Source organism: Marinomonas sp. A3A (assembly GCF_018336955.1).
Classification (GTDB): domain Bacteria; phylum Pseudomonadota; class Gammaproteobacteria; order Pseudomonadales; family Marinomonadaceae; genus Marinomonas; species Marinomonas lutimaris.
Genome location: NZ_CP025532.1, coordinates 2,319,192 through 2,340,614 on the forward strand (window position 1 = coordinate 2,319,192; position 21,423 = coordinate 2,340,614).

A 21,423-nucleotide genomic window follows, 5' to 3' on the forward strand; every position below is an offset into this window, starting at 1 on the left:
TTCCTAAAAATCCAATACCGTTTAGATCATGCGATAATACAGCGATTTCTACCTTGTTCTTTAGCCTGATAAAGTGCTTTATCAGCTAATGAAAGCGTTCTCTCTATGCTGATACCGTCTGATATTGACCACGTTGAAATACCAATTGAAACCGTAATGTTTCCAACGACGTCAAATGTTTCATCAGAAATTGCGACACGTAACCGCTCTGCTATTATAAAAGCATCCTCTAAAGAAGTTTGCTTCAATAACAACACAAATTCTTCACCGCCAGTTCTGGCGACCATGTCGCCATCTCTACAAAACCGGTTCAATATTTGCGTTTGCTGTTTAAGAACATCATCGCCCACACTATGACCATAGCTATCATTGATACGCTTAAAATAATCAATATCCAAGGCTAAAATTGAAAAAGGCATTTCAAGTAAGGCTAACTGCTTTAGTTTAAACTCAAAAGCTCTGCGGTTATTTGCACCAGTCAATGGGTCGGTTTCGGCGTCTCGCTTAAGCTCCCCAATCTGATTATGGATAAGCTTTACACCACTCAACATGGCTTTTTTAAGACCTAAACTTTCCACGTACCAAGAGTCTATACTTTCTATGTCTTCATTCACAGTTGGACTATCAAGTGATCTCGCTCTATCAGCTAACTGCTGAAGAGGTCGAGAAATCGCTCGGGCAAATAGCCAAATAAATAGAAAAACGGCTAAAGCCATGGGCAAAGTACGTAAAATAACTTTTTCCATAATGCCTGTTAAAGGCACTAATGTGGACTCTAAAGGACTCTGTGTAACGACAATCCAGCCAGTACTAGGAATAGTTGAGAAACCTGCCAACATATCAATCCCTCTACTGTTGGTCAGTAACAACCCTCCTTCTTTTTTGGCGACAATTTCATCAACACCATCATTTTCGGCGACAAATGAACCAATTCGATCTTTTTCAGGGTGATAAAGGACCTGCTTGTCTTGGTCTATCACATAGATATAAGAGCCATTTTTGTAATTATGTTCACCCAATATCTCGCTCAAAATGTTAGGGCTTTTTAAATAGATAGACCCACCGAGAAAACCCAAATAATTTCCTTGAAAATCAAATACAGGAGCAGAAAGGAAAACAATCAAATTCTTTAGAGTAGAAAGATATGGACTACTAATAAGTAGCGTTTTTTCCTCTATAGCTTCTAAACTACCGGCAGAGGTAAGCCGTCTTCCGACTAAATCTAGAGTCTCTGGTGAAGCCGCTTGAGTTAGACCTGATGCATCACTAATGACCACAGAATTAAAACTATCAGTTTGAAATTTAAGCCTATTGGCCTCTTCCTTTAAACGTTCTTCATTGTTCATTTTGTCAAACAGTGAGTTTGCCGCATAAACAAGTTGCTGCTTGGAAGAAGTAATGAACACCTCTGTCGTATCAGATAATTTACTGGCATAGGCTCTATTAACTTCTATTGTTTGCTGTATCAATTGCGCTTTTTGAACTTCGTAATTCGAATAAAAGCTATTTACAAAGGTTAAAACAGTGGCGGTTAGTGCTAAAAATAAAATAAGTCGATTGAGTTTTAGGAATTTACTTTTTAATGCGGTCAAACTGTACATCCATTACATTGGTTTAAGTCTGCGAGCGAATTACTCACTCATACTACGCTTGAAGTTATAGCATAAAAAAAGAGGCACGTTCAGCACCTCTTTTCCGCTATAACATTTTAAACAGACTTTTCTTCTAGATTATCTTTAGTGATATTGTTAGATTTACGACGATTCAACCAAACCATAACAAGTGCGAGGAAAGACAACACTGCTGCCGCGGTTGGAATCCAATCAAAGCTGAAACCAATACTAATGACCAATCCACCCAGAGCCGCCCCTAAAGCATTTCCTAAGTTAAATGCACCAATATTTATAGAAGATGCTAAGCCTGGTGCTTGATCTGCGATTTTCATTACCTGCATTTGTAATGGCGGTCCGCTGCCAAAGATAACAACACCCCATAACAAAGTTGTTACGCCAGCCCCAATTAGCGTCGTTGCGGTAAAACGAAACATCAACAAAACAAGCACCTGTAATCCTAAAAAAACAAACAAGGCAAGATCTGGCGATTTATCGGTCACTTTTCCGCTTATGTAGTTCCCTAGGGTAAAACCAATGCCGACCAGCATTAGCATGGTTGCAATAGCGTTATCTGAAGCTTGAGCCAATGTCTGCATGATCGGCGCGATATAGGTATAAAGCGTAAACATTGAACCTGCACACATCACCGTAGTCGCAAAAGCGCGCAGTGCTGCTGGCTGCATGATCGCTTTAAGTTCTGATTTCACATTAGGCTTTTCAGCTCGTGGCATAACGGGCAAGCTGCGGCTAATACCGAAAAAAGCCACCACACCCAATAAAGCTGTCACTGCAAATGAAATACGCCAATCAAAATTTTGCCCTAACCAAGTGGTAATCGGAACACCAACGATATTGGCAATGGTTAAGCCCAAAAAGATCGACGCTACCGCTGAGCCTTTTTTATGAAAAGGTGCCAAATTCATAGCGACAACAGCACCAATCCCGAAAAAAGCACCATGGGAAAGACTGGTAATAATTCGTGATACCAAGAAGGTCTCGTAATTAACAGAAATTGCAGAAAGTATGTTACCAACGACAAAAACCACCATTAAGGCGAGCAAAGACGTTTTATGGCTATAACGCGTTAAATATAAAGTGATTAATGGCGCACCTATCATGACACCGACAGCATAGGCGCTAATCAATAAACCCGCAGCCGGAATGGATGCATTCACGCCATCAGCAATAACTGGTAACAAGCCCATGGGCATGAATTCAGTTGTCCCTATTCCGAAAGTACCCAGGGCAATGGCAAAAATCCCCCACTGATAAGCAAGCATAAAAGCTCCGATATTTGATTCAAGATTAATAAACAAGAGTGACGATTTAAGATTGAAAACGAAATAAGCCAAGAGCTTGTGCTCTTGGCTTATTGATCTTCGAGGTTATTTTACAACACTTGCTGAGCCATTGCTTATTGAAAGATGCCTTTACTTATTCTTGCTGTGCTTTTTAGTCTGCTTCTGGTGGGTTGGCCACCAAAACCAATAGACAACAAATAGGATTAGCAAAACACCTAGCGCATTAATGAGTATGCTCATTTAACCTCCTCAGTACTTTCTAGATTAGAGCGAGAAATACGGAACCATCTAAGTCGATTAGCATTAGTGACAACCGTTACAGACGAGAGGGCCATTGCAGCACCAGCAATAACTGGACTCAACAACCATCCCGTAAACGGAAATAAAATCCCTGCTGCAATAGGAATACCTAAACTGTTATAAGCAAATGCCCCCCATAAATTTTGTTTGATATTCCTTAACGTAGCGGTACTTATCTGAATAACATCTGCGACGCCGTTTAAGTCATTATGGATCAAAGTGATATCTGCGCTTTCCATCGCAATGTCGGTTCCTGCTCCCATCGCAAAGCCCACATCTGCCTGAGCTAAAGCTGGCGCATCGTTAATGCCATCACCAACCATTCCAACCACGTCACCTTGAGACTGAAGTTTCTTAACCCAGTTCAGTTTATCGTCTGGCATCAGTTGCGCATGATAATCTTCAATACCTACCATGTTGGCAACTGAAGCAGCCGTTTCTGGGTTGTCGCCAGTCAGCATGACAACTTTGAGGCCTTGTTGTTTGAAGTTCGAAATAGCCGATTTGACGCCTTCCTTAATGGGATCTTCAATATAAAAAACAGCCATTAACGCAGCTTCATCCGAGAGATAGACACGGGTTGCTGCATTATGTAGATCATCAGAAGCGAGCAAATCTATAGAGATGCCCTTTTCTTTCATCAGGCGCTCGTTACCAAGATAATAAGCCTTCCCTTCAATACTTCCTCTCACACCTAAACCAACCAGTGACTCAAACTCATCGAGAGCAACACTTTCTTTTTCTGCTGCATCCTTCTGACAATGCTCCAATAAAGCATCCGCCAAAGGATGATTGGCTCGCGCCTCTAGAGCTGAAACGACTTGTGCCACCAAACCTTTATGAACTTGCTCACTTAATATTTCATTAACGACTTTCGGTTTACCTTCTGTAATCGTGCCAGTCTTATCCAGCACGACAACGGTCAATTCACTCGCTCTTTGTAAGGCTTCACCGTTTAGAATAAGGCCACCATATTCTGCCGCTTTACCAATCCCTATCATGGTAGAAATAGGTGTTGCTAGCCCCAAAGCACACGGACAAGCAATTATCAGTACCGAGATGGTCGTTACCAACATATATGAGAAGACGGATTCATTGCCCACACCAAATATAGAAAGGTTAAACCACAAAAGTGCCGTCAAAATAGCGATAATGACTACGCTTGGTACAAAAATAGAAGACACTTTGTCGGCTAGCACACTAATCGGTGGCTTTGAGTTCTGTGCCTTACCGACCATGGTTATAATCTGCGCGAGTAAGGTATCGGAACCAATACGAGTTGCTTTGAACAACAAACTACCTTGGCCGTTTATCGTGCCAGCAGATAACAAGCTGCCTGCGTTTTTTTCTATTGGCGCAGCTTCACCTGTCAGCATAGATTCGTTTACTGCTGAAAGGCCTTCTAAAACTTCTCCATCAACAGGAATCTTATCACCAGAACGAACTCTCAAGATGTCATTCACCTTGATATCTGTCACGCTAATACGAGACTCTGTAACTCCATCTACTCGAGTGGCCATTTTAGGACGTAGGTCTAAAAGTCGATGTAAGACTTGGCTTGTTTTACGACGCGCTCTAAGCTCTAACGCTTGACCAAGGTTGATTAAACCAATGATCATCACGGCTGCTTCAAAATATAAGTGGCGAGCGCTATCTGGCAACCAACTTATTGGAGCCAACACAACCAACATGGAATATAACCAAGCGCTACCAGTACCCAAAGCGATTAATAAATCCATGTTAGCCTGATGGCTGGTAAAGGCTTTCCATGCACCACGGAAATAATGTTTACCCGCACTCACCATAATCAACAGTGTTGCAACACCAACCACAAACCAGATCATCCTTTCGATGAGCGAGCTCACCATCATATTTCCGCCAAACGGGCCATACAGCATCAAGGGAATTCCTAAGCCTAAACCCAGCGCTGACGATTTACATTTATGATGATATTCCGCTAACTCTCTTTCACCTCGCTCTTCTTCGCTTTTTTCTGCATCAAGAATAAGACTTGCTTGATAACCTGAATCCTCCACCGCTTTGATTAATGCGTCCGAAGAACCTTTGGTGATGACTTGCGCAGTATGGTTAGCGAAGTTAACGTCGGCGGAAACAACATCGGCAGAATTCGACAGTGCCTTTTGTACCGTATTAACGCAACCAGCACAGGTCATTCCACCAATAGAAAATTGGTAGCTGAATGAACTATCTATTTTGTCTGTACTGTCTTGTTCTTTGCTTACTGTGTTTGCTTCGTTGGATTCTTGCCCATTATTTGATTGAGCAAGCTCACTATCATCAAATAAGCCTAATGATTTATATCCGGCTTTCTGGACACTAGCTTCAATAGCAGCTAAGTCCAAATCCGATGTAACCACTAATCTATGCTCTTTCGGCATACCTTCGATGGTCGATTCAGGACTTTTTTCTTGAATGAGTTTGCGAACTTTTGACACACAACCTTGGCAAGACATGCCAGTAACATTTAACGTTAGCCTTGTCATTTGATCAGCTGGTTTTGGTTCTGGATACGTCATTTCTACCCTCCTCTTATATAGCTATTGATCGCCTTACTTGGCATCTTCCCAGTCTTCAATCAAACAGCAGATTGAATGCCCATCAGGTGCACCATTTGGCATATTTTCCCAAGCTGCTAACGCGTCTTCCATTTTGACTAAATGCGCCTGTAGTTGAGCTATCTTTAATTTTGTTTCAGGAACTTTCTTTTCCAACAAATCGCGAACCATAGGACAAGGTGAATCACCACTGTCAGATTGATGAAAAATCTCCTCAATTTGTTTTAAGCTAAAACCTAAATCACTGGCTTGGCGAATGAAATTTAGTCGCTGTAATGCCACTTTATCGTATAGCTGATAACCATTGTTTGGGTTTCGCTCTGCGTTGATCAGCCCAAGCCTAGTGTAGTGACGAACTGTTTCAGCTGTCACATTAGCTTTTTTTGCTAGTTCACTCACTCGCATAGAAACTCCTTTGAAATATCTAAACTGTAACCTTAGTGTAAAACCTATGGGTAGCACATAGGTCAAGCTTTAGCACAATAATCGCTAGACCAGATATTTGAAGCCAAAAAAAACCGAGTTCATAATGACTCGGTTTCTATGTTGCTTATGTAAGCTAGAGATTAATGTAGTTTCAGCTTTGGCTTAACAACCTTGCCGATCTTTTGCGCAGCCATGATTACTGTTGCTTTAAACCAGCCATGTATCGCAATAAGGTGAAGCCGATATAGAGACACATAAACGAAACGAGCAATGCGGCCTTCTATAAACATAGAGCCCCCCATGAGATTACCCATTAAGTTCCCCACTGTGCTGTAACGGCTCAGGTTAACCAAGGACCCATAATCTTTGTAAGTATATTCTTTCAATGGCTCACTCAAGAAAGACGCCTTAATATTTTCAAAGACTAACGATGCCATTTGGTGAGCAGACTGGGCCCTAGGTGGAACAAAAGAACCATCAGCTTGTTTGCAAGCACAACAGTCGCCAATGACATAAATATTTTCAAACCCTGTTGTCTGTAATGTCCCTTTAACCAATATCTGGTTGTTTCTTGTGGTTTCGAAGCCTTCAATCTTGGCAACAAAATCGGGTGCTTTTACACCAGCTGCCCAAATCATTAAATCTGCTTCAATATTTTTCTCATCCGCTGTTTGAAAACCGCCATCATAAGCACGTACAACGCGTGTACTTTGACTAACAGTAACGCCTAAACGGATCAGCTCTTTCGTTGCTAATGAAGCAATTCGATCTGGCAAAGCCGCTAAAATTCGTGGGCCAGCTTCGATAAGTTGAATATTGACTCGTTTACCAGACATTTCCGGCATGCCGTAAGCTTTAAGCATATCAGCCACATGGAACAACTCTGCAGACAATTCAACGCCCGTTGCGCCACCACCAACAATGGCTAGCTTTAACTTGGCATCCGTTCCTTCCTGGTGAACACGTAAGAACTGATTTAAAAGCGCCTGCTGGAAACGTTCCGCTTGTTTATGAGAGTCTAGGAAATAGCAGTGTTCTAAGACACCAGGTGTACCAAAATCGTTACTCACACTCCCTACTGCCATGACGAGAATATCATAAGAAATAGAGCGTTCAGGAAGAACAATGTGACCCATATCATCAGAAAGAGAATCCAACGTTAAAGTACGCGCTTCAGGATCAACTCCCATCAAAGTACCTAATTGAAACTGATAGTGGTGTTTAGCGGCATGGGCTCTGTAGTTGACGCCTTCGTTATTGATATCTAGAGAGCCGGTTGCCACCTCATGTAACAGAGGCTTCCAAATATGTGTCTGGCTTCTATCAATAAGTACGATCTCTGCTTGGCGTTTTTTACCAAAGCTATGCCCTAGCTTAGTAACCAATTCCAAACCACCGGCACCACCGCCAACAACCACGATTTTTTTCATATAAAATCACCTATAAACATTGAATAATCTGGAAAGTATTCATCAAACACTTTCCAGATTCCTCAATAGGAAACCTTTACTTGATTCTTTGTGCCAGTAACTTATCCAACGTATTGGCAAAAGCCATTCTGTCTTGTTGACTAAACACCGCAGGGCCACCCGTCTGAATACCAGAAGAACGCATTTGCTCCATGAAGTCTCGCATACTCAAGCGCTGTTTAATATTTTCTTTTGTATAAAGTTCACCACGTGGGTTAATTGCTAAGGCGCCTTTTTCGATCACATCTGATGCCAAAGGAATATCTGCAGTGATTACCAAATCTTGAGTATCGATATTATCGACAATGTAATTATCCGCGACATCGAAGCCAGAACTTACCACACGGCGTTCGATCCATTTTGATGGGGGAATAGAAATGGCTTGATTGGCTACCAAAATGCAGGAGATTTCAAGACGTTCAGCAGCACGAAAAAGAATGGTTTTAATAACATTTGGACAGGCGTCAGCATCGACCCACAAGCGCATAGGATTCCCCTTTTTGTTGGACACTATTATTAATCAGTCAAAAAGTGAAATCCAGTAATGAATAAGAACAAACGGAGCACATATAAGTGATCCGTTTACTCTAACGCTTTGTGCTACTACATATTTGGGTAGTTTGGTCCACCAGAACCTTCTGGTGTTACCCATGTGATATTTTGTGCAGGGTCTTTAATGTCACAAGTTTTACAATGAATACAGTTTTGTGAGTTTATCTGAAAAATGGATTCATTATTGGACTCAACAACTTCATATACACCCGCTGGACAGTACCGTTGAGCGGGCTCATTGTATTTAGGTAGGTTGCTTTGGATCGGAATAGCCGCATCTTTTAATTGCAAATGACACGGTTGATTTTCTTCATGATTAGTATTCGACAAAAATACAGAAGACAGCTTATCAAAGCTTAATAATCCATCTGGTTTTTTATACTTTGGAGCCACATGTTTTTCAGCTAGCTCCATGCATGCATAGTCGGGTGTCATATCATTAAATGTGAATGGCAAGCCGCCTGAAAAAACATTCTGATCCAACCAGTTATAAGCGCCTCCCCAGAAAGTACCAAACTTATGCATCACAGGTACAAAGTTACGTGCTTGCTGTAATTCTTTTCCTAACCAAGAATTACGCATAGCGTCATTAAATTGAACCAGATCTGCTGCAGGCGCTTCTGACTGTAGTGCATCATAAATGCTTTCTGCCGCTAACATCCCGCTCTTCATTGCGGTGTGAGTACCTTTGATTTTGGCAGGGTTTAACGTACCGGCATCACAGCCAATCAGCAAACCACCTGGGAAACTCATTTTAGGCAACGAGGCCCAGCCGCCTTTTGCAATTGCCCTAGCGCCATAAGAAACGCGTTTTGCGCCTTTCAAATGCTCAGAAATAACAGGATGGTGCTTGTATTTCTGGAATTCCTCATAAGGACTTAGGTATGGGTTTTTATAGTTTAAGTCGACAATGAGACCAACCACCACCTGATTACTTTCTAAATGATATAAAAAACCGCCGCCTCCGGCTTCATTGCCTAACGGCCAACCAGCAGTATGAATAACGGTGCCCGGTTTACTTTGAGATTCAGGAACATCCCACAGCTCTTTTATACCAAGACCATAATGTTGAGGAGCCTTATCTTTATCCAACTCAAAACGAGCAAGAAGCTCTTTGCCTAAATGGCCACGACAACCTTCAGAAAAAATGGTGTATTTAGCCTTGAGTAACATGCCCGGCATAAAGCCATCTTTTTCAGAGCCATCAGCCGCTAAACCCATATCTCCCGTAATAACACCTTCCACATTGCCTTTATCATCATAAGCAACATGCGCTGCAGAAAAACCAGGAAAGACTTCTACACCCAAAGATTCAGCTTGCTCTGCAAGCCAGCGACATAGGTTGCCAAGGCTAATAATATAATTGCCATCGTTATGTAGTGTCTTTGGAATCATCCAATTACTGAATTTTTTCGAAGCACTCTCTGAGCCTAACCAATGAAGTTCGTCAACGTTTACTTTTGTATTTAATGGCGCATCCATTTCTTGCCATTCAGGAAAAAGCTCAGCTAAGGCTTTTGAATCGACTACGGCACCAGATAATATGTGCGCTCCAATTTCAGAGCCTTTTTCAACCAAACAAACGCTGATTTCTTTTTCTTCATCCTGCGCTTTTTGCATAATACGGCAGGCAGCAGATAACCCAGCAGGTCCACCACCGACGATTAAAACATCAAATTCCATTACTTCTCTATCTGACATGTTGCCTCCCGTTATTATTTTTTAGGACATTCTTTATGGTCATAAAATACTTTTTATCGATTGAAAGCATTTTTGTTTAGATTGTCAACAGTTGTTGACCCAAACATTATTGAATGAACATGGCCCAAAGCACGTGGCAAAACATGATCGCAATAAAATGCGACAGAATGCTCCCAAGAATTTTTCTGCGATTCATTCAATTTTTCATCATCCTGTGCGGCGTGTAATGCTCTTACTTGCAACCACGCGCCAATCAAATATCCCATTAGCATCATATAAGAATACGCTAAGCCCGTACCTAAGACAGGATTTTTTTCCATTGCGGCCAAACAGCTTGCTGTTGCTTGTTTAGCCTGCTCAAGTACAGGTTTTATTTTATCAGCATGAATACAAACATTAGGTTGCTGCCAAGAATGAAGCTCAGTTTCTATATCTGCCAACAGCAAGGTCATTGACTGGCCTTTATCGGCATACAATTTACGACCAATCAAATCAATTGCTTGTATGCCATTTGTACCTTCATAAATTGGTAGAATTCGTGCATCACGTGCGTGCTGAGCAACACCAGTTTCTTCAATAAATCCCATACCACCGTGTACTTGAACCGCTAAAGAAGTGATTTCTTGAGCTTGCTCAGTGATCCATCCTTTAACAATCGGAGTATAAAGAGCGGTTCGAGCGATGGCGTGTTTTTGATCATCTCCTGAAGCAAGGTGTGACATGTCATTTTCAACCGCTGCCACATAAATAAGAGAGCGCATGGCATCTATTTGCGACTTCATCGTCATCAGCATACGCAATACATCAGGATGCTCGATGATAGCGGCACGACCTGTTCGCTCAGCATTCATGCCCTGCTTACGTTCTTGAGCATAGGTTAACGCTTGTTGATAAGCTCGCTCTGATATAGCTAACCCTTGCAAGCCGACACCCTGTCTTGCATTGTTCATCATGGTGAACATGGCTTTGATGCCTTCGTTTTCTTGACCAACAAGGTAGCCAACAGCACCTTCTTTATCACCAAAGCTCATCACACAAGTTGGTGACGCATGGATGCCCATTTTATGTTCAACAGAAACCACATGAACATCATTACGCTGAGCAGGCTCACCTTGGTCATCTAAAAGGAATTTTGGCACGATAAACAGCGAAATGCCTTTCACACCATCAGGAGCATTTGGAAGACGAGCTAATACCAAATGAATGATGTTGTCACTCATTTGGTGATCACCCCACGTGATAAATATTTTTTGCCCTTTGATACGAAATACGTCGCCGTCAGGCGTTGCCTTACAAGCAATGGCGGCGAGATCAGAACCTGCAGCAGGCTCAGTTAAGTTCATTGTGCCGGCCCATTCGCCAGCCAACATTTTTGGAAGGTAAAGGCTCTTTAGCTCATCATTGGCATGCAAGCTAATCGCCTCGATTGCCCCTAGACTTAACAAAGGACATAGGGAAAAAGCTAGGTTAGCCGCTTGAACGCCTTCGTTAACAGCCGTTGCGACATAAGAAGGAAGGCCTTGTCCGCCGTATTCTGGATCGCCAGATAGGCCGATCCAACCTCCTTCTGAATACGCCTTGAAAGCCTCTTTAAAGCCCTTAGCCTCAATAACCTCGCCATTCTCTACCCGAGAACCTTCTTTGTCACCACTGGCATTGATAGGCGCGATAACTTGCTCAGCTAATTTACCAGCCTCCCCAAGAATCGCCTCTAATAGATCGTTATCGACAGCATCTTCTAAATAAGGTGTAAGGCGCTCAGTTTTAGCAACGGAACGTAAGCTGAATAGAATGTCATTGATTGGATATAGGTATTCGCTCATTTTTTATTCTCCGGTTAGTTATCCGAGCGGATTTATGCCTATAGAATGGAAAAATAAAGCAAATCTCTCAATAACAATTCAGGCCTATATTTCTGACAAATACATTCACGGCATAAAATAAAAAGCGTTAAAGGTATAATTTATAGGCGTTTCATTGCTTTGCCAAACTTTAAGTATTCCTCACTTTTTCGATATTCGCCTGGCGTCATCCCCGTCCATTTTTTAAAAGAACGGAAAAAAGCACTAGGTTCATCAAATCCCATTAACGCGGCGATATCGTTGATACTGAGTTGAGGCGCGTTCATATAAGTAATCGCCGCTTCTTTACGACAGTCATCTTTGATGTTCTGGTAGGAGGTTTTTTCGTCATTTAGACGTCGTCGCAATGTGGATACACTCATATTAAGCGCACTCGCTACTTCATCCGCACTCGGCATTTCTCGGGAGAAATCCTTTCCTAGCATAGCCATGACTTGTGATTTCAAACTGTTGTCATTTTCAACCATCACCAACAACTGGTATGGCGCGGTTTTTAAAAAGCCTCTTAAACTGTCTTCTGTTTGCACAATAGGCATATCAAGATAACTGGCAGGAAATACTAAAGCGTTGGCGTGTTGGTTGAATTTAACCTCGGATTGGAAAAGAGTTTTATAATATTCAACATCGTCTGGTCGCTCACTGGTGAAGTAAGCCGCTTTCAAATTTAATCGACGACCAATTAACCAACAAATAAAATGATGCCACATAGAAAGGGTTGTTCTTAGCTGCTCTTTTGACTCAGGCACAACCAGCTCGCTGATATTTTCTTCAGAAGAGTCCAAAGGTGCAAAGGTCACCATGGCGAAACGACCTTTTTTAATCAACACAGGCTTAACCGTTGGACCTCGGCAAATTTCATAGAAATCACTGCAACGATACAAAGCATGAGCAAGGCTTCGTGCATGTATGATACAAAGACACATCATTCTGAACGTACCATTTGGCACTTTACCACCGCTCAGCATCCCAAATGACTCATCTTGCATAAGCCACATAATTTTCTGATAAAGCATACCGTACCGATAAGCGGGAAATGAGTCACTCTGTTCTATTTCATCTTGTGTTAGCTCTAAACTCTCTAACACTGACTGACGGTCTAATCCTTGACCTTCAACTGCTTTTAAAAGATAGCGAACACTCGACATCGGAACAGAAGCTTTCACACTTATCACCTATCTATCAGATTACCCTAGTTAATATTTTTTATTCTAGGGTGCTTTTTTAGCATAAAAAAAGGCTGCATCAGCAGCCTTTTTTTATTTTACGTTTATTTATTTACTTTTGCTCAGTAAAGGCAGACAACAATTCGTCTAGTGACAGATCTTCACTATCCGTATCGATGTTGTTAGCGTTTTCCATAGCTTCCGCTTGCTCTGCTTTTTCATCAACAGGTTTTACGAAAACAAAACGACGAGGACGCACAGGTGCTGCCCCAGCTTCTTTTTCTGGAAGCAATCCTAATCGTTCAAGTTTTTTGTGCGCTTGTTCTTTGCGTTCCTTGGATTTTTTAGTTACAAAACGGCGAGTTGGTGAGGATTTACGAGCTTTGTTTTGCTCTTTCATCATCTCTTTTGAACCAGTTTTTCCAAGTTTGCCACGCATACTGCGCGATTTTTTAACACGAGCCATAATATCCTCTCTTTATCGCGCGCATTGTAGCAGTGAATTCATGCTAGGTCATCCAGCAGAACTAGCAATTTGCTTTAAAAGAACTGTGACCAGTTTTTCTTTGGTTGCCCATCGCACCAAGCAACTCTTTCACTTTAGAGGAATCACCAGACTGCAATGCCACCTCTAGATCTTTCAGTACCACGATAGTGTCATCAACCACTTTCGTGTATTCTGCTTTTTGATCTTTTAATTCATTGCCTTGCAAGTTTTCAGCCGTGAATTTATAAGGTGTTTCAGTACGTGCCTTCTCGAAGTACGTAATCAAGGTATTTGCTCGTTTAGCAGCAGATTCATTGTCACCAGACTTTACATCTGAGGACATGGAGCGCATCTCATCTTTGATATGCTCCATGTAGCTATGCAACGTAGTATCATCACATGAAGCAGCAAATAAAGTAGATGAGCAAGAAATAGAAATAATTGCAGCAGTAAGAAGACCTTTTTTCATAAATACACCTTTCATCCAAAATATTTTAAAAATGAGGCTTAACGACTCGCATAAAAACAATTCACTTAAAATAACATGCTCGTTGAAAAAAACACCTACTATATTGTAATCGTTATAACTACTTTAACCTTGTAATCTAATTCACTAATGACATTTAAGGTGTTTGACGTGTATCTTACAAACTTTATTACCTCGTCAGATAGATTAGTCATTTGAATGATAAGGGAGTTCAATATTTTTAAGTTTAGATACAAATTACTTGTTCTGTTCAGTCTAACCATAAGCAGTTTTACTTTCGCAGAATGCAGCGACTTTGACGCAAAACTTGCAGCAGACAAGGATGCGCAAAAGTACATGAGTGGAAAAACATTTAAAAATGCTTTGGTCTTAAAAAAGCACCTTCCTAGCAAAAGAAAAGAGGTCGCCAGCTATGTTTATGTCAAAGCAGACGACCTCTATTATACGGTTTTTTCTTTAGTAGACTCTAAGTGCAAGACTAAAATCATCAAAAGAACCAATGGCAAGCACTAGGAAGATCTTGCAACAACTCCCTTACTTCGCCATTTATTTTTTATCTTTTTCTGGTTTCTTCACTTTCTCAGATTTTTTATCTTTATCTGTTTTTGAAGATTCATTAGATTCTTCTTCAGAGTCGTCGTCTTCATCTTCCTCTTCTTCACCAAGCTTAGATATTTCTTCTAGTCGTTCGATTACTCGAGCAGATACCGAACCTTCTGGGTATTCGCCCTCTTCATCGGCAATACCAGGCTCAATGCCAGTCAGTAAATGCAAGGCTTCGTCGGCGGTAGAGATGGCGTAAACATGGAACATCCCCGCTTGAACAGCGTCGACAATCTCGTCGCTCAACATCAAATTAACGGCATTAGATTTAGGTATAATCACACCTTGTGTGCCAGTTAATCCGCGCGCGTTACAGACATTAAAGAAACCTTCAATTTTTTCATTTACGCCACCAATGGCCTGAATTTCACCGTACTGATTTAACGAACCAGTAATAGCTAGATCCTGACGTAGAGGGACCTGAATCAATGCGGACAGCAAACAGCATAATTCTGCTGTAGAAGCACTGTCACCATCGATATAACCGTAACTCTGCTCCATAGCGATAGAAGCAGAAATATCTAATGGAAAGCGCTGAGCGTATTTATTGCCAAGATAACCAGACAAGATCAACACACCTTTAGAGTGAATATTTTGACCGAGATTAGACTCTCTTTCGATATCAATAATGCCTTTGCCACCAGGATAAACCGTTGTGGAAATACGAGCAGGGGCACCAAAGCTACTATCACCTATCTGCATAACGGTTAAACCGTTAATTTTACCCACTGCATAACCGTCACTTTCTAGCAACACCGTACCTTCGATGATCTCTTCAATGATTTTCTCACTGACTCGACCTGTTCGATGTTTTTTCGCTTTCAAAGCACGCGAAATGTGGTCTGCAGTGATTTCACTGTCTTTCGCCATCTGACGAACAAAATCGGCCTCACCTAACAATTCGAACACGTCACCAATTTTTGCCGCCATTTCACGTTGATGTTCAGCTAAACGACTGCTGTATTCGATCAAAGCGGCAACGCCATCACGAGTTACGTTGGCGTATTCTTCTTTATCCACTCTGTCCTTCATTAGGCGAGCAAAGGACAGTTCAGAATCTTTAGAGCGTTTTAGAGTATCGTCGAAATCGACTAAGACTCGGAACATTTCCTGGAAATCAGGATCCGCATCTTGTAACAAGTAATAAATATCACGCGCTCCGATCAATACCACTTTCACCTGTAAAGGCAAATCCTGCGGCGATAGAGTTGTGGTATTCATCAAGCCCATGTCAGCATAAGGATGCTCAATTTTGATGGTCTTGCTCTTTAATGCACGCTTAAGAGCTTCCCATAAATAATGGTCTGTTAGCAGCTTTTCGGCGTCTAAAATTAAGTAACCACCATTGGCAGCATGCAAACTACCAGAACGAATCAAACGGTAGCTTGTTACCAACATACCTTGATCGCTACTGTGTTCTACCTGACCAAATAAGTTACGGTAAGTAGGATGTGGCTCGTACACCACAGGCTGCCCACCATTCGTTTCATGAGTAATAGCGATATTTGGCAAATACAGTTCTTCATAAAACTGACGACGACCGATTTCATCCCGGTTTTCAGACGCTTTATCGTCAGCCATTTGATCAATGATGGTTTTGTCTAAATCATCTCTCAACGCTTTTAAATGCGCACTAATGTCAGCATCATCTTTGTACTTTTCAAACAACCCAGACATTAATGGGTCTAGCGCTTCTTTGACAGTATCTAAATTTAGCTGGCGAATTTGCTCATAAGTTGCGCGCTTCCATTGCGGTAAGCCCAACAACTCTTCATTAAGCAACCCTTCAAGTGTCGAAACACCTTCTTGAAATGCATCGCGCTCGTCATCGGTTAATGCGGCAAACTCATTTTCTTCTAAAGCTTTGCCATCCTTCATAGGAGCAAAACTGACAGAAGATGCGTCACGAAACATAGCGACGCCAATTTTGCCAGACACACGCTCTACTTTATTAATTGCTGCTTCGTATTGATCGTTAAAAGCACGGTCAATAACACTTTTCTGTTGCTGATACGTTGGGTTTTCAAAAGCCGCTGGGAAGGTAACCATCAGGCCATCAATTAACGCACGAATCTCTTTTTCAAATTCAGACGCTTGACCCGGAGAAAACTCTAATGCTTTCGGGCGATGGCTTTCAGTAAAGTTATTAATATAAGCCCATTCATTAGGTGCTGGACGGCGTTTCGCCTCACTTTTTAAGTAGCTTAATACATAAGAAGAACGACCAGTGCCTGAATCTCCCATAGCAAAAATATTGTAGCCTGGGCGCTGCATCGCCACACCAAATTGAATGGCCTCAACCGCACGCTCTTGCCCCAAAATACCGCTGAGTGGCTCAATATCGTTTAATGTTTTGAAGGTTAGGTGATCAGCAGGAACTTTGGCTGAAAGAGCTTGATACGGTAGAGAAGTAACCATGTTGGACATCAATGGATTTCCTTATGTCTAACAAGCCATGCAAAAATAGGCTTGTGAAAGAAGAAGGCTCTTCTTTCAAATATTTTAAATAAATACAATACGTTGAGACTAACACTCTGATTTCACTTCGACTATATAGAAGAGGAAATATCACTACTTTATTAGCAAACGAACATCAGTTGCCCAACTTTTTGTTACTCGATTACACTGTACCTTGGAGAAAGCTCTGTAGCTGAAGCTGCGGATCGGCTTTTCCAAAAACTCTATGGAAATTAGCAGCAGTCGCTTCTAATAAGGCTTCATAACGAATGCCTTTTAGATCCGCCACATATTGGGCCACTTCAGAAACATACTGGGGCTCATTTTTTTTACCACGATAAGGTACGGGCGCTAAATAAGGCGAATCTGTTTCAACAATCAAAGATTCTAATGGTAGCTTGCGAACGGTTTCTTTTAGATCTTGTGCGGTTTTAAATGTCACAATGCCAGAAATAGAAATCAGATAGTTTTCATCTAATGCCGCTTTTGCCATGTCGTAATCTTCAGTAAAACAATGCAGCACACCAGCACTATCACGATTGCCATATTGCTTGATCAAAGACAAAGTGTCTTCTTTTGCATTTCTGGTATGAACAATCACAGGTAGGCCAAGGCTGCCAGCTGCTTTAAGATGATGAATAAAACTCACCTTCTGAGCCTCATGAGCCTCTGCTGATGCTTCATAAAAATAATCTAAACCCGTTTCACCGATCGCGATTACTTTTGGATCAGCAGCGTACTGGCGCAGTAGATTCTCGTCGGTAACAAGACCTTCACTCTGTAATGGATGCACACCACAACTCGCGTAGACTCCGTCACGGTTGGTAAAACCAAGCACGGCATCCATTTTGTTAAGATCGACAGAAATAGTAACTAGCTGTCTTACGCCCTTGCGGTACGCGGCATCAATGACGGAATTTATATCATTGTTATGTGGAGCCAGATCGAGCATATCAAGATGGCAATGGGTATCAATTAACATAGTTGGTTTACCACTGATTCAATTCGTGTGTGAGTTGCATAATGGGGTTTAAATTTGTTTTTTGAAGGTCTGACTTCAATTTTTGCAACGATTGATAGCGCAGCATGAGAGTTTGAATACCTAGACGAGCAATCAGCGTGTCATAAATCCCTTGAAGTGCTTCATCAATAGGCGCACCAGTAGAGTGGCAAATGCATTGGTGAAGAATCGCCGCTAAGCCGTTGCAGTAATCTTCAATATTGCTACTGTCTAGCCCTTTCAATACAGCCGAGACTGATGAAGAGCCTCGTAACATAGCAGCCAATTGATCAGGCAAAGCTGCGTACAGTTGAGTTTTACCTTGCTGCTGAATCGTCAATAAACGAAACGGCTGAGTGGTTAACCAAAACAACGAACTTAAGGTTTCACCATCTGGTTGCTGCATCAACCATGATTTAACGTCACTCATACTCGGGGTCGGCACGTTAACCAATAAACAACGGCTACGAATCGTCGGTAAAAGGCTAGTAGATTCAGAACTAGTCAACACAAAAAAGGTTCTATCGGCAGGTTCTTCAAGTGCTTTTAATACAGCATTGGCTGCATTAATATTCATCGCTTGTGCGTGAGTAATTAATACGACTTTATTTTGACCGACTTGGGGCTTTTGGCTAATTTGACGAACCAATAAACGAACTTGATCAACTTTTATCGTTGAGGCTTCGCCATCTAAAACGCGAAAATCAGGGTGCGTATCAGCACTCATCAGCTGACAAGAATGACAGGACCCACACGCGGCAGCCTGATCCCTTTCGCACATTAAATCTTTTACCATTTCATGGGCAAGTTCTTCTTGCCCAACGCCATCAGCACCAGTAATTAATAACGCATGAGAAAGGCTTTTGGTTTGTTTCAGCACCTGAACTTGGCGCAAACACGGAATCAACCAATCAGCAATATTTGCCATCTAACAGTCACCAGCCCAAGTTTTGTTTAGTTTTGCCAGCTGCTCTTCAATCTGTTTTTTGACTGATTCTAAAGACTGACTAGCATCAACAACTTTAACTCTTTTAGGGTCCGCTTTCGCTCTCTCAAGAAAACCATCACGAACTTTTTGATGGAATGCTAGTGACTCTTTGTCTAAACGGTCTTGATGTTGACGCTGTACAACGCGTTCTTGCCCTACTTCAACAGGCACATCTAAAACCAATGTGGCGTCAGGCTTATTATCGCCTACGATCCAATTTGCCAATTGATCAAGCATGGCGATATCACCACCACGTGCCTTACCTTGATAAACGTAACTTGAATCCAAAAAGCGATCGCTGATCACCCAAATCCCTTTTTCTAATGCGGGTTGAATTTTTTCCGCTAAATGCTGGGCTCTTGCTGCAAAAACAAGCAATAGTTCAGTCACATCATTTACCGCTTCATCACGTGGGGACAAAATAAGCTGACGAATTTCTTCGGCAAGTGGCGTGCCACCCGGTTCACGCGTCATTATGTATGGAATATTGTGATCATCTAACCACTGACGAATAAAATGAATCGCCGTCGTTTTACCACTACCTTCTCCACCCTCAAGAGAAATAAATTTACCTCTCATACCACTATTCCTCTATTTCGCAATGACTGGAGTCGAACGATAGTCTTCTCGACGTTTAAACTGATATTTTCTGACCGCTTGATTGTGCTCTTTCAGCGTATTGGAAAAAGCATGCGTACCATCGCCTTTAGCAACAAAATACAGGGCTTCTGTTTGCTCAGGGTTTAATGCTGCTTCAATAGCCTCACGACCGACATTAGCTATCGGAGTTGGCGGTAAGCCATAAATTCTATAGGTGTTATACGGTGATGAATCTTGTAAGCCTTTGCGTGTCAAATTGCCTTTGAACAAATCACCAAGGCCGTAGATAACCGTAGGATCCGTTTGTAGACGCATGCCTTTTTCCAAGCGACTAATAAAGACTTGAGAAATCAATGGCCGCTCGTAAGGCACGCCGGTTTCTTTCTCGATAATGGACGCCATAATCAAGGCTTCATAAGGCGATTTATAAGGTAAATTAGGCACTTTATTCTCCCATAAATTAGTCAATGTCTGAGCCATTAATTCATGTGCATGTTTCAATATGCTAACGTCAGTATCGCCTTCATGGTAGCGATAGGTATTGGCAAAAAACTGGCCTTCAGGGTGTGAAACATCTAAGCCTACTTTTTTTACTATTTCTTCATTCGATGCATCCAGCAAGGTCATAGTGATATTTCCACGAGCTTGCATTGCCAATAGAAAATCACGGGTGGTCTTTCCTTCCAACAAAGCAATGGAATAAAAAATAGATTGCCCTGAATCAAACAGTGCCATGATATCCAATAAATTCATCTCAGGTTTGATTGCATACTTACCAACCTTAGGTACCCACTCTGAATGTAGCTTCGCAACTACCCGAGTCAAATATGGGCTATCAATCAAACCCTTTTCACTCAGCTCATTGCCTATGCTATAAGCAGTATCTCCGGCCTTAACTTCAAACTCTTCTTTGGAGGTTATTTCGACAGGAGCTGTAATAGAGTGATAAAGATAGCCAGCCAAAATAGCTGACAATGTAATGGATAAAAAAACAACGCGGTAAAACCACTTAATGAACGCCATGCATATCCTTAGCTTGCATTAAAATTTGTAATTTCCGGGTATGAACCCCAATTGGAAAAGATACTCCAGTAACACTGATGACAGGAACGACACCCATCAGACTATTTGTAATAAACACCTCATCCGCAGCCATCAAGTCACCAAGTAAAAAACGCCCAACTTGAACAATATAATTAGATTGATTTTCAATAATGGCTTTTCTATAAGTACCTTGCACACCGGATTGTTCAAGCGAAGGCGTATAAAGCTGGCCTTGTTTACACCAAAAAATATTGCTCTGAATACACTCAACCAACTCTCTATTACCGTTCACCATAATTGCTTCAAAATCAGGTGACGATAAATATTGCTTAGCAATCACATTTTCAAGTCGGTTTAAATGCTTGATGCCCGAAAGAAAACGATTTGAACTGACAGGAACGGGGGAAACGGAAAGCGAAACACCTTTTTCTCGATGAATTTGGTAATCAGGCGCAGGTAGGATACCGATAATAATGGAATGAATACAGCTCTCAGGCGCTAAATAACCTCTTCCGCCCTCGCCTCGACTGACAATGATCTTTACGACAGATTCTTCATTTATGAATGGCAAAACATCGGAATGCAAGAAATTATACAGAGATGATTTTTGATCCGAAGAAAAAGGCATAGCAAGCTTAGAAAGCCCACGAAAAAGACGAGAAAGGTGATCATTGATTTGTAAGAAGCACTGAGGAAAAACACGGATAGTTTCAAAAACGCCATCGCCGTAAGCCAAACCACGATCAGCAACGGAAACCGAATTGTCTAATCTGTAATTGACAAACCAAGTCATG

Annotated in this window: 17 protein-coding genes; all 17 read right to left on the reverse strand. The window is 41.7% G+C overall.

Going from position 1 to position 21,423, the window contains the following annotated elements; genetic code table 11:
- Positions 1-26: 26 nt before the first annotated feature.
- The 17 genes from CYL31_RS10800 to pabC all read right to left on the reverse strand — a co-directional run bounded on the left by CYL31_RS10800 (position 27) and on the right by pabC (position 21,422).
- The gene (locus CYL31_RS10800) at positions 27-1,592 is read right to left on the reverse strand and encodes a sensor domain-containing diguanylate cyclase (protein WP_212915272.1); all 1,566 of its coding nucleotides are present in this window, start codon (positions 1,590-1,592) and stop codon (positions 27-29) included.
- Between the two features lie 116 nt (positions 1,593-1,708).
- On the reverse strand, positions 1,709-2,893 hold the full coding sequence (locus CYL31_RS10805) for an MFS transporter (RefSeq protein ID WP_212915273.1): 1,185 nt from the start codon (positions 2,891-2,893) through the stop codon (positions 1,709-1,711).
- Between the two features lie 257 nt (positions 2,894-3,150).
- Positions 3,151-5,751 carry a heavy metal translocating P-type ATPase gene (locus CYL31_RS10810; RefSeq protein ID WP_249411556.1) on the reverse strand — a complete coding sequence of 867 codons (2,601 nt, stop codon included), beginning with the start codon at positions 5,749-5,751 and terminating at the stop codon, positions 3,151-3,153.
- A 33-nt stretch (positions 5,752-5,784) separates the two neighbouring features.
- Positions 5,785-6,195 (reverse strand): MerR family transcriptional regulator, encoded by a 411-nt coding sequence (locus tag CYL31_RS10815; RefSeq protein WP_212915274.1) that lies wholly within the window; start codon positions 6,193-6,195, stop codon positions 5,785-5,787.
- 161 nt (positions 6,196-6,356) lie between these two features.
- Complete coding sequence (locus CYL31_RS10820; protein ID WP_212915275.1) at positions 6,357-7,646, reverse strand: NAD(P)/FAD-dependent oxidoreductase; 1,290 nt, start codon at positions 7,644-7,646, stop codon at positions 6,357-6,359.
- A gap of 76 nt (positions 7,647-7,722) precedes the next feature.
- Positions 7,723-8,172, reverse strand: a complete 450-nt coding sequence (locus CYL31_RS10825) for a YaiI/YqxD family protein (RefSeq protein ID WP_212915276.1) — start codon at positions 8,170-8,172, stop codon at positions 7,723-7,725.
- Positions 8,173-8,288: 116 nt separating this feature from the next.
- On the reverse strand, positions 8,289-9,938 hold the full coding sequence (locus CYL31_RS10830) for an electron transfer flavoprotein-ubiquinone oxidoreductase (RefSeq protein WP_212915277.1): 1,650 nt from the start codon (positions 9,936-9,938) through the stop codon (positions 8,289-8,291).
- A 53-nt stretch (positions 9,939-9,991) separates the two neighbouring features.
- Positions 9,992-11,761, reverse strand: coding sequence for an acyl-CoA dehydrogenase family protein (locus CYL31_RS10835; protein ID WP_212915278.1), 1,770 nt, complete (start codon positions 11,759-11,761; stop codon positions 9,992-9,994).
- Between the two features lie 140 nt (positions 11,762-11,901).
- Positions 11,902-12,963: an AraC family transcriptional regulator gene (locus CYL31_RS10840; RefSeq protein ID WP_212915279.1), complete on the reverse strand. Its 1,062-nt coding sequence runs from the start codon at positions 12,961-12,963 to the stop codon at positions 11,902-11,904.
- A gap of 112 nt (positions 12,964-13,075) precedes the next feature.
- Positions 13,076-13,429 (reverse strand): hypothetical protein, encoded by a 354-nt coding sequence (locus CYL31_RS10845; protein ID WP_212915280.1) that lies wholly within the window; start codon positions 13,427-13,429, stop codon positions 13,076-13,078.
- Between the two features lie 61 nt (positions 13,430-13,490).
- A complete protein-coding gene (locus CYL31_RS10850) occupies positions 13,491-13,919 on the reverse strand; it encodes a cytochrome b562 (RefSeq protein ID WP_212915281.1) in 429 nt (142 codons plus the stop codon).
- 564 nt (positions 13,920-14,483) lie between these two features.
- On the reverse strand, positions 14,484-16,967 hold the full coding sequence (locus CYL31_RS10855) for a Lon protease family protein (RefSeq protein WP_212915282.1): 2,484 nt from the start codon (positions 16,965-16,967) through the stop codon (positions 14,484-14,486).
- Between the two features lie 193 nt (positions 16,968-17,160).
- Positions 17,161-17,979: a TatD family hydrolase gene (locus CYL31_RS10860; protein WP_212915283.1), complete on the reverse strand. Its 819-nt coding sequence runs from the start codon at positions 17,977-17,979 to the stop codon at positions 17,161-17,163.
- Positions 17,980-17,986: 7 nt separating this feature from the next.
- Positions 17,987-18,925 (reverse strand): DNA polymerase III subunit delta', encoded by a 939-nt coding sequence (gene holB, locus CYL31_RS10865; protein ID WP_212915284.1) that lies wholly within the window; start codon positions 18,923-18,925, stop codon positions 17,987-17,989.
- Positions 18,926-19,564, reverse strand: coding sequence for a dTMP kinase (gene tmk, locus CYL31_RS10870; RefSeq protein WP_212915285.1), 639 nt, complete (start codon positions 19,562-19,564; stop codon positions 18,926-18,928).
- 12 nt (positions 19,565-19,576) lie between these two features.
- Positions 19,577-20,608: an endolytic transglycosylase MltG gene (gene mltG, locus CYL31_RS10875; protein WP_212915286.1), complete on the reverse strand. Its 1,032-nt coding sequence runs from the start codon at positions 20,606-20,608 to the stop codon at positions 19,577-19,579.
- Complete coding sequence (gene pabC, locus CYL31_RS10880; protein ID WP_212915287.1) at positions 20,595-21,422, reverse strand: aminodeoxychorismate lyase; 828 nt, start codon at positions 21,420-21,422, stop codon at positions 20,595-20,597. Before pabC ends, mltG begins: the two co-directional genes overlap by 14 nt.
- Between the last annotated feature and the right edge of the window lies 1 nt (position 21,423).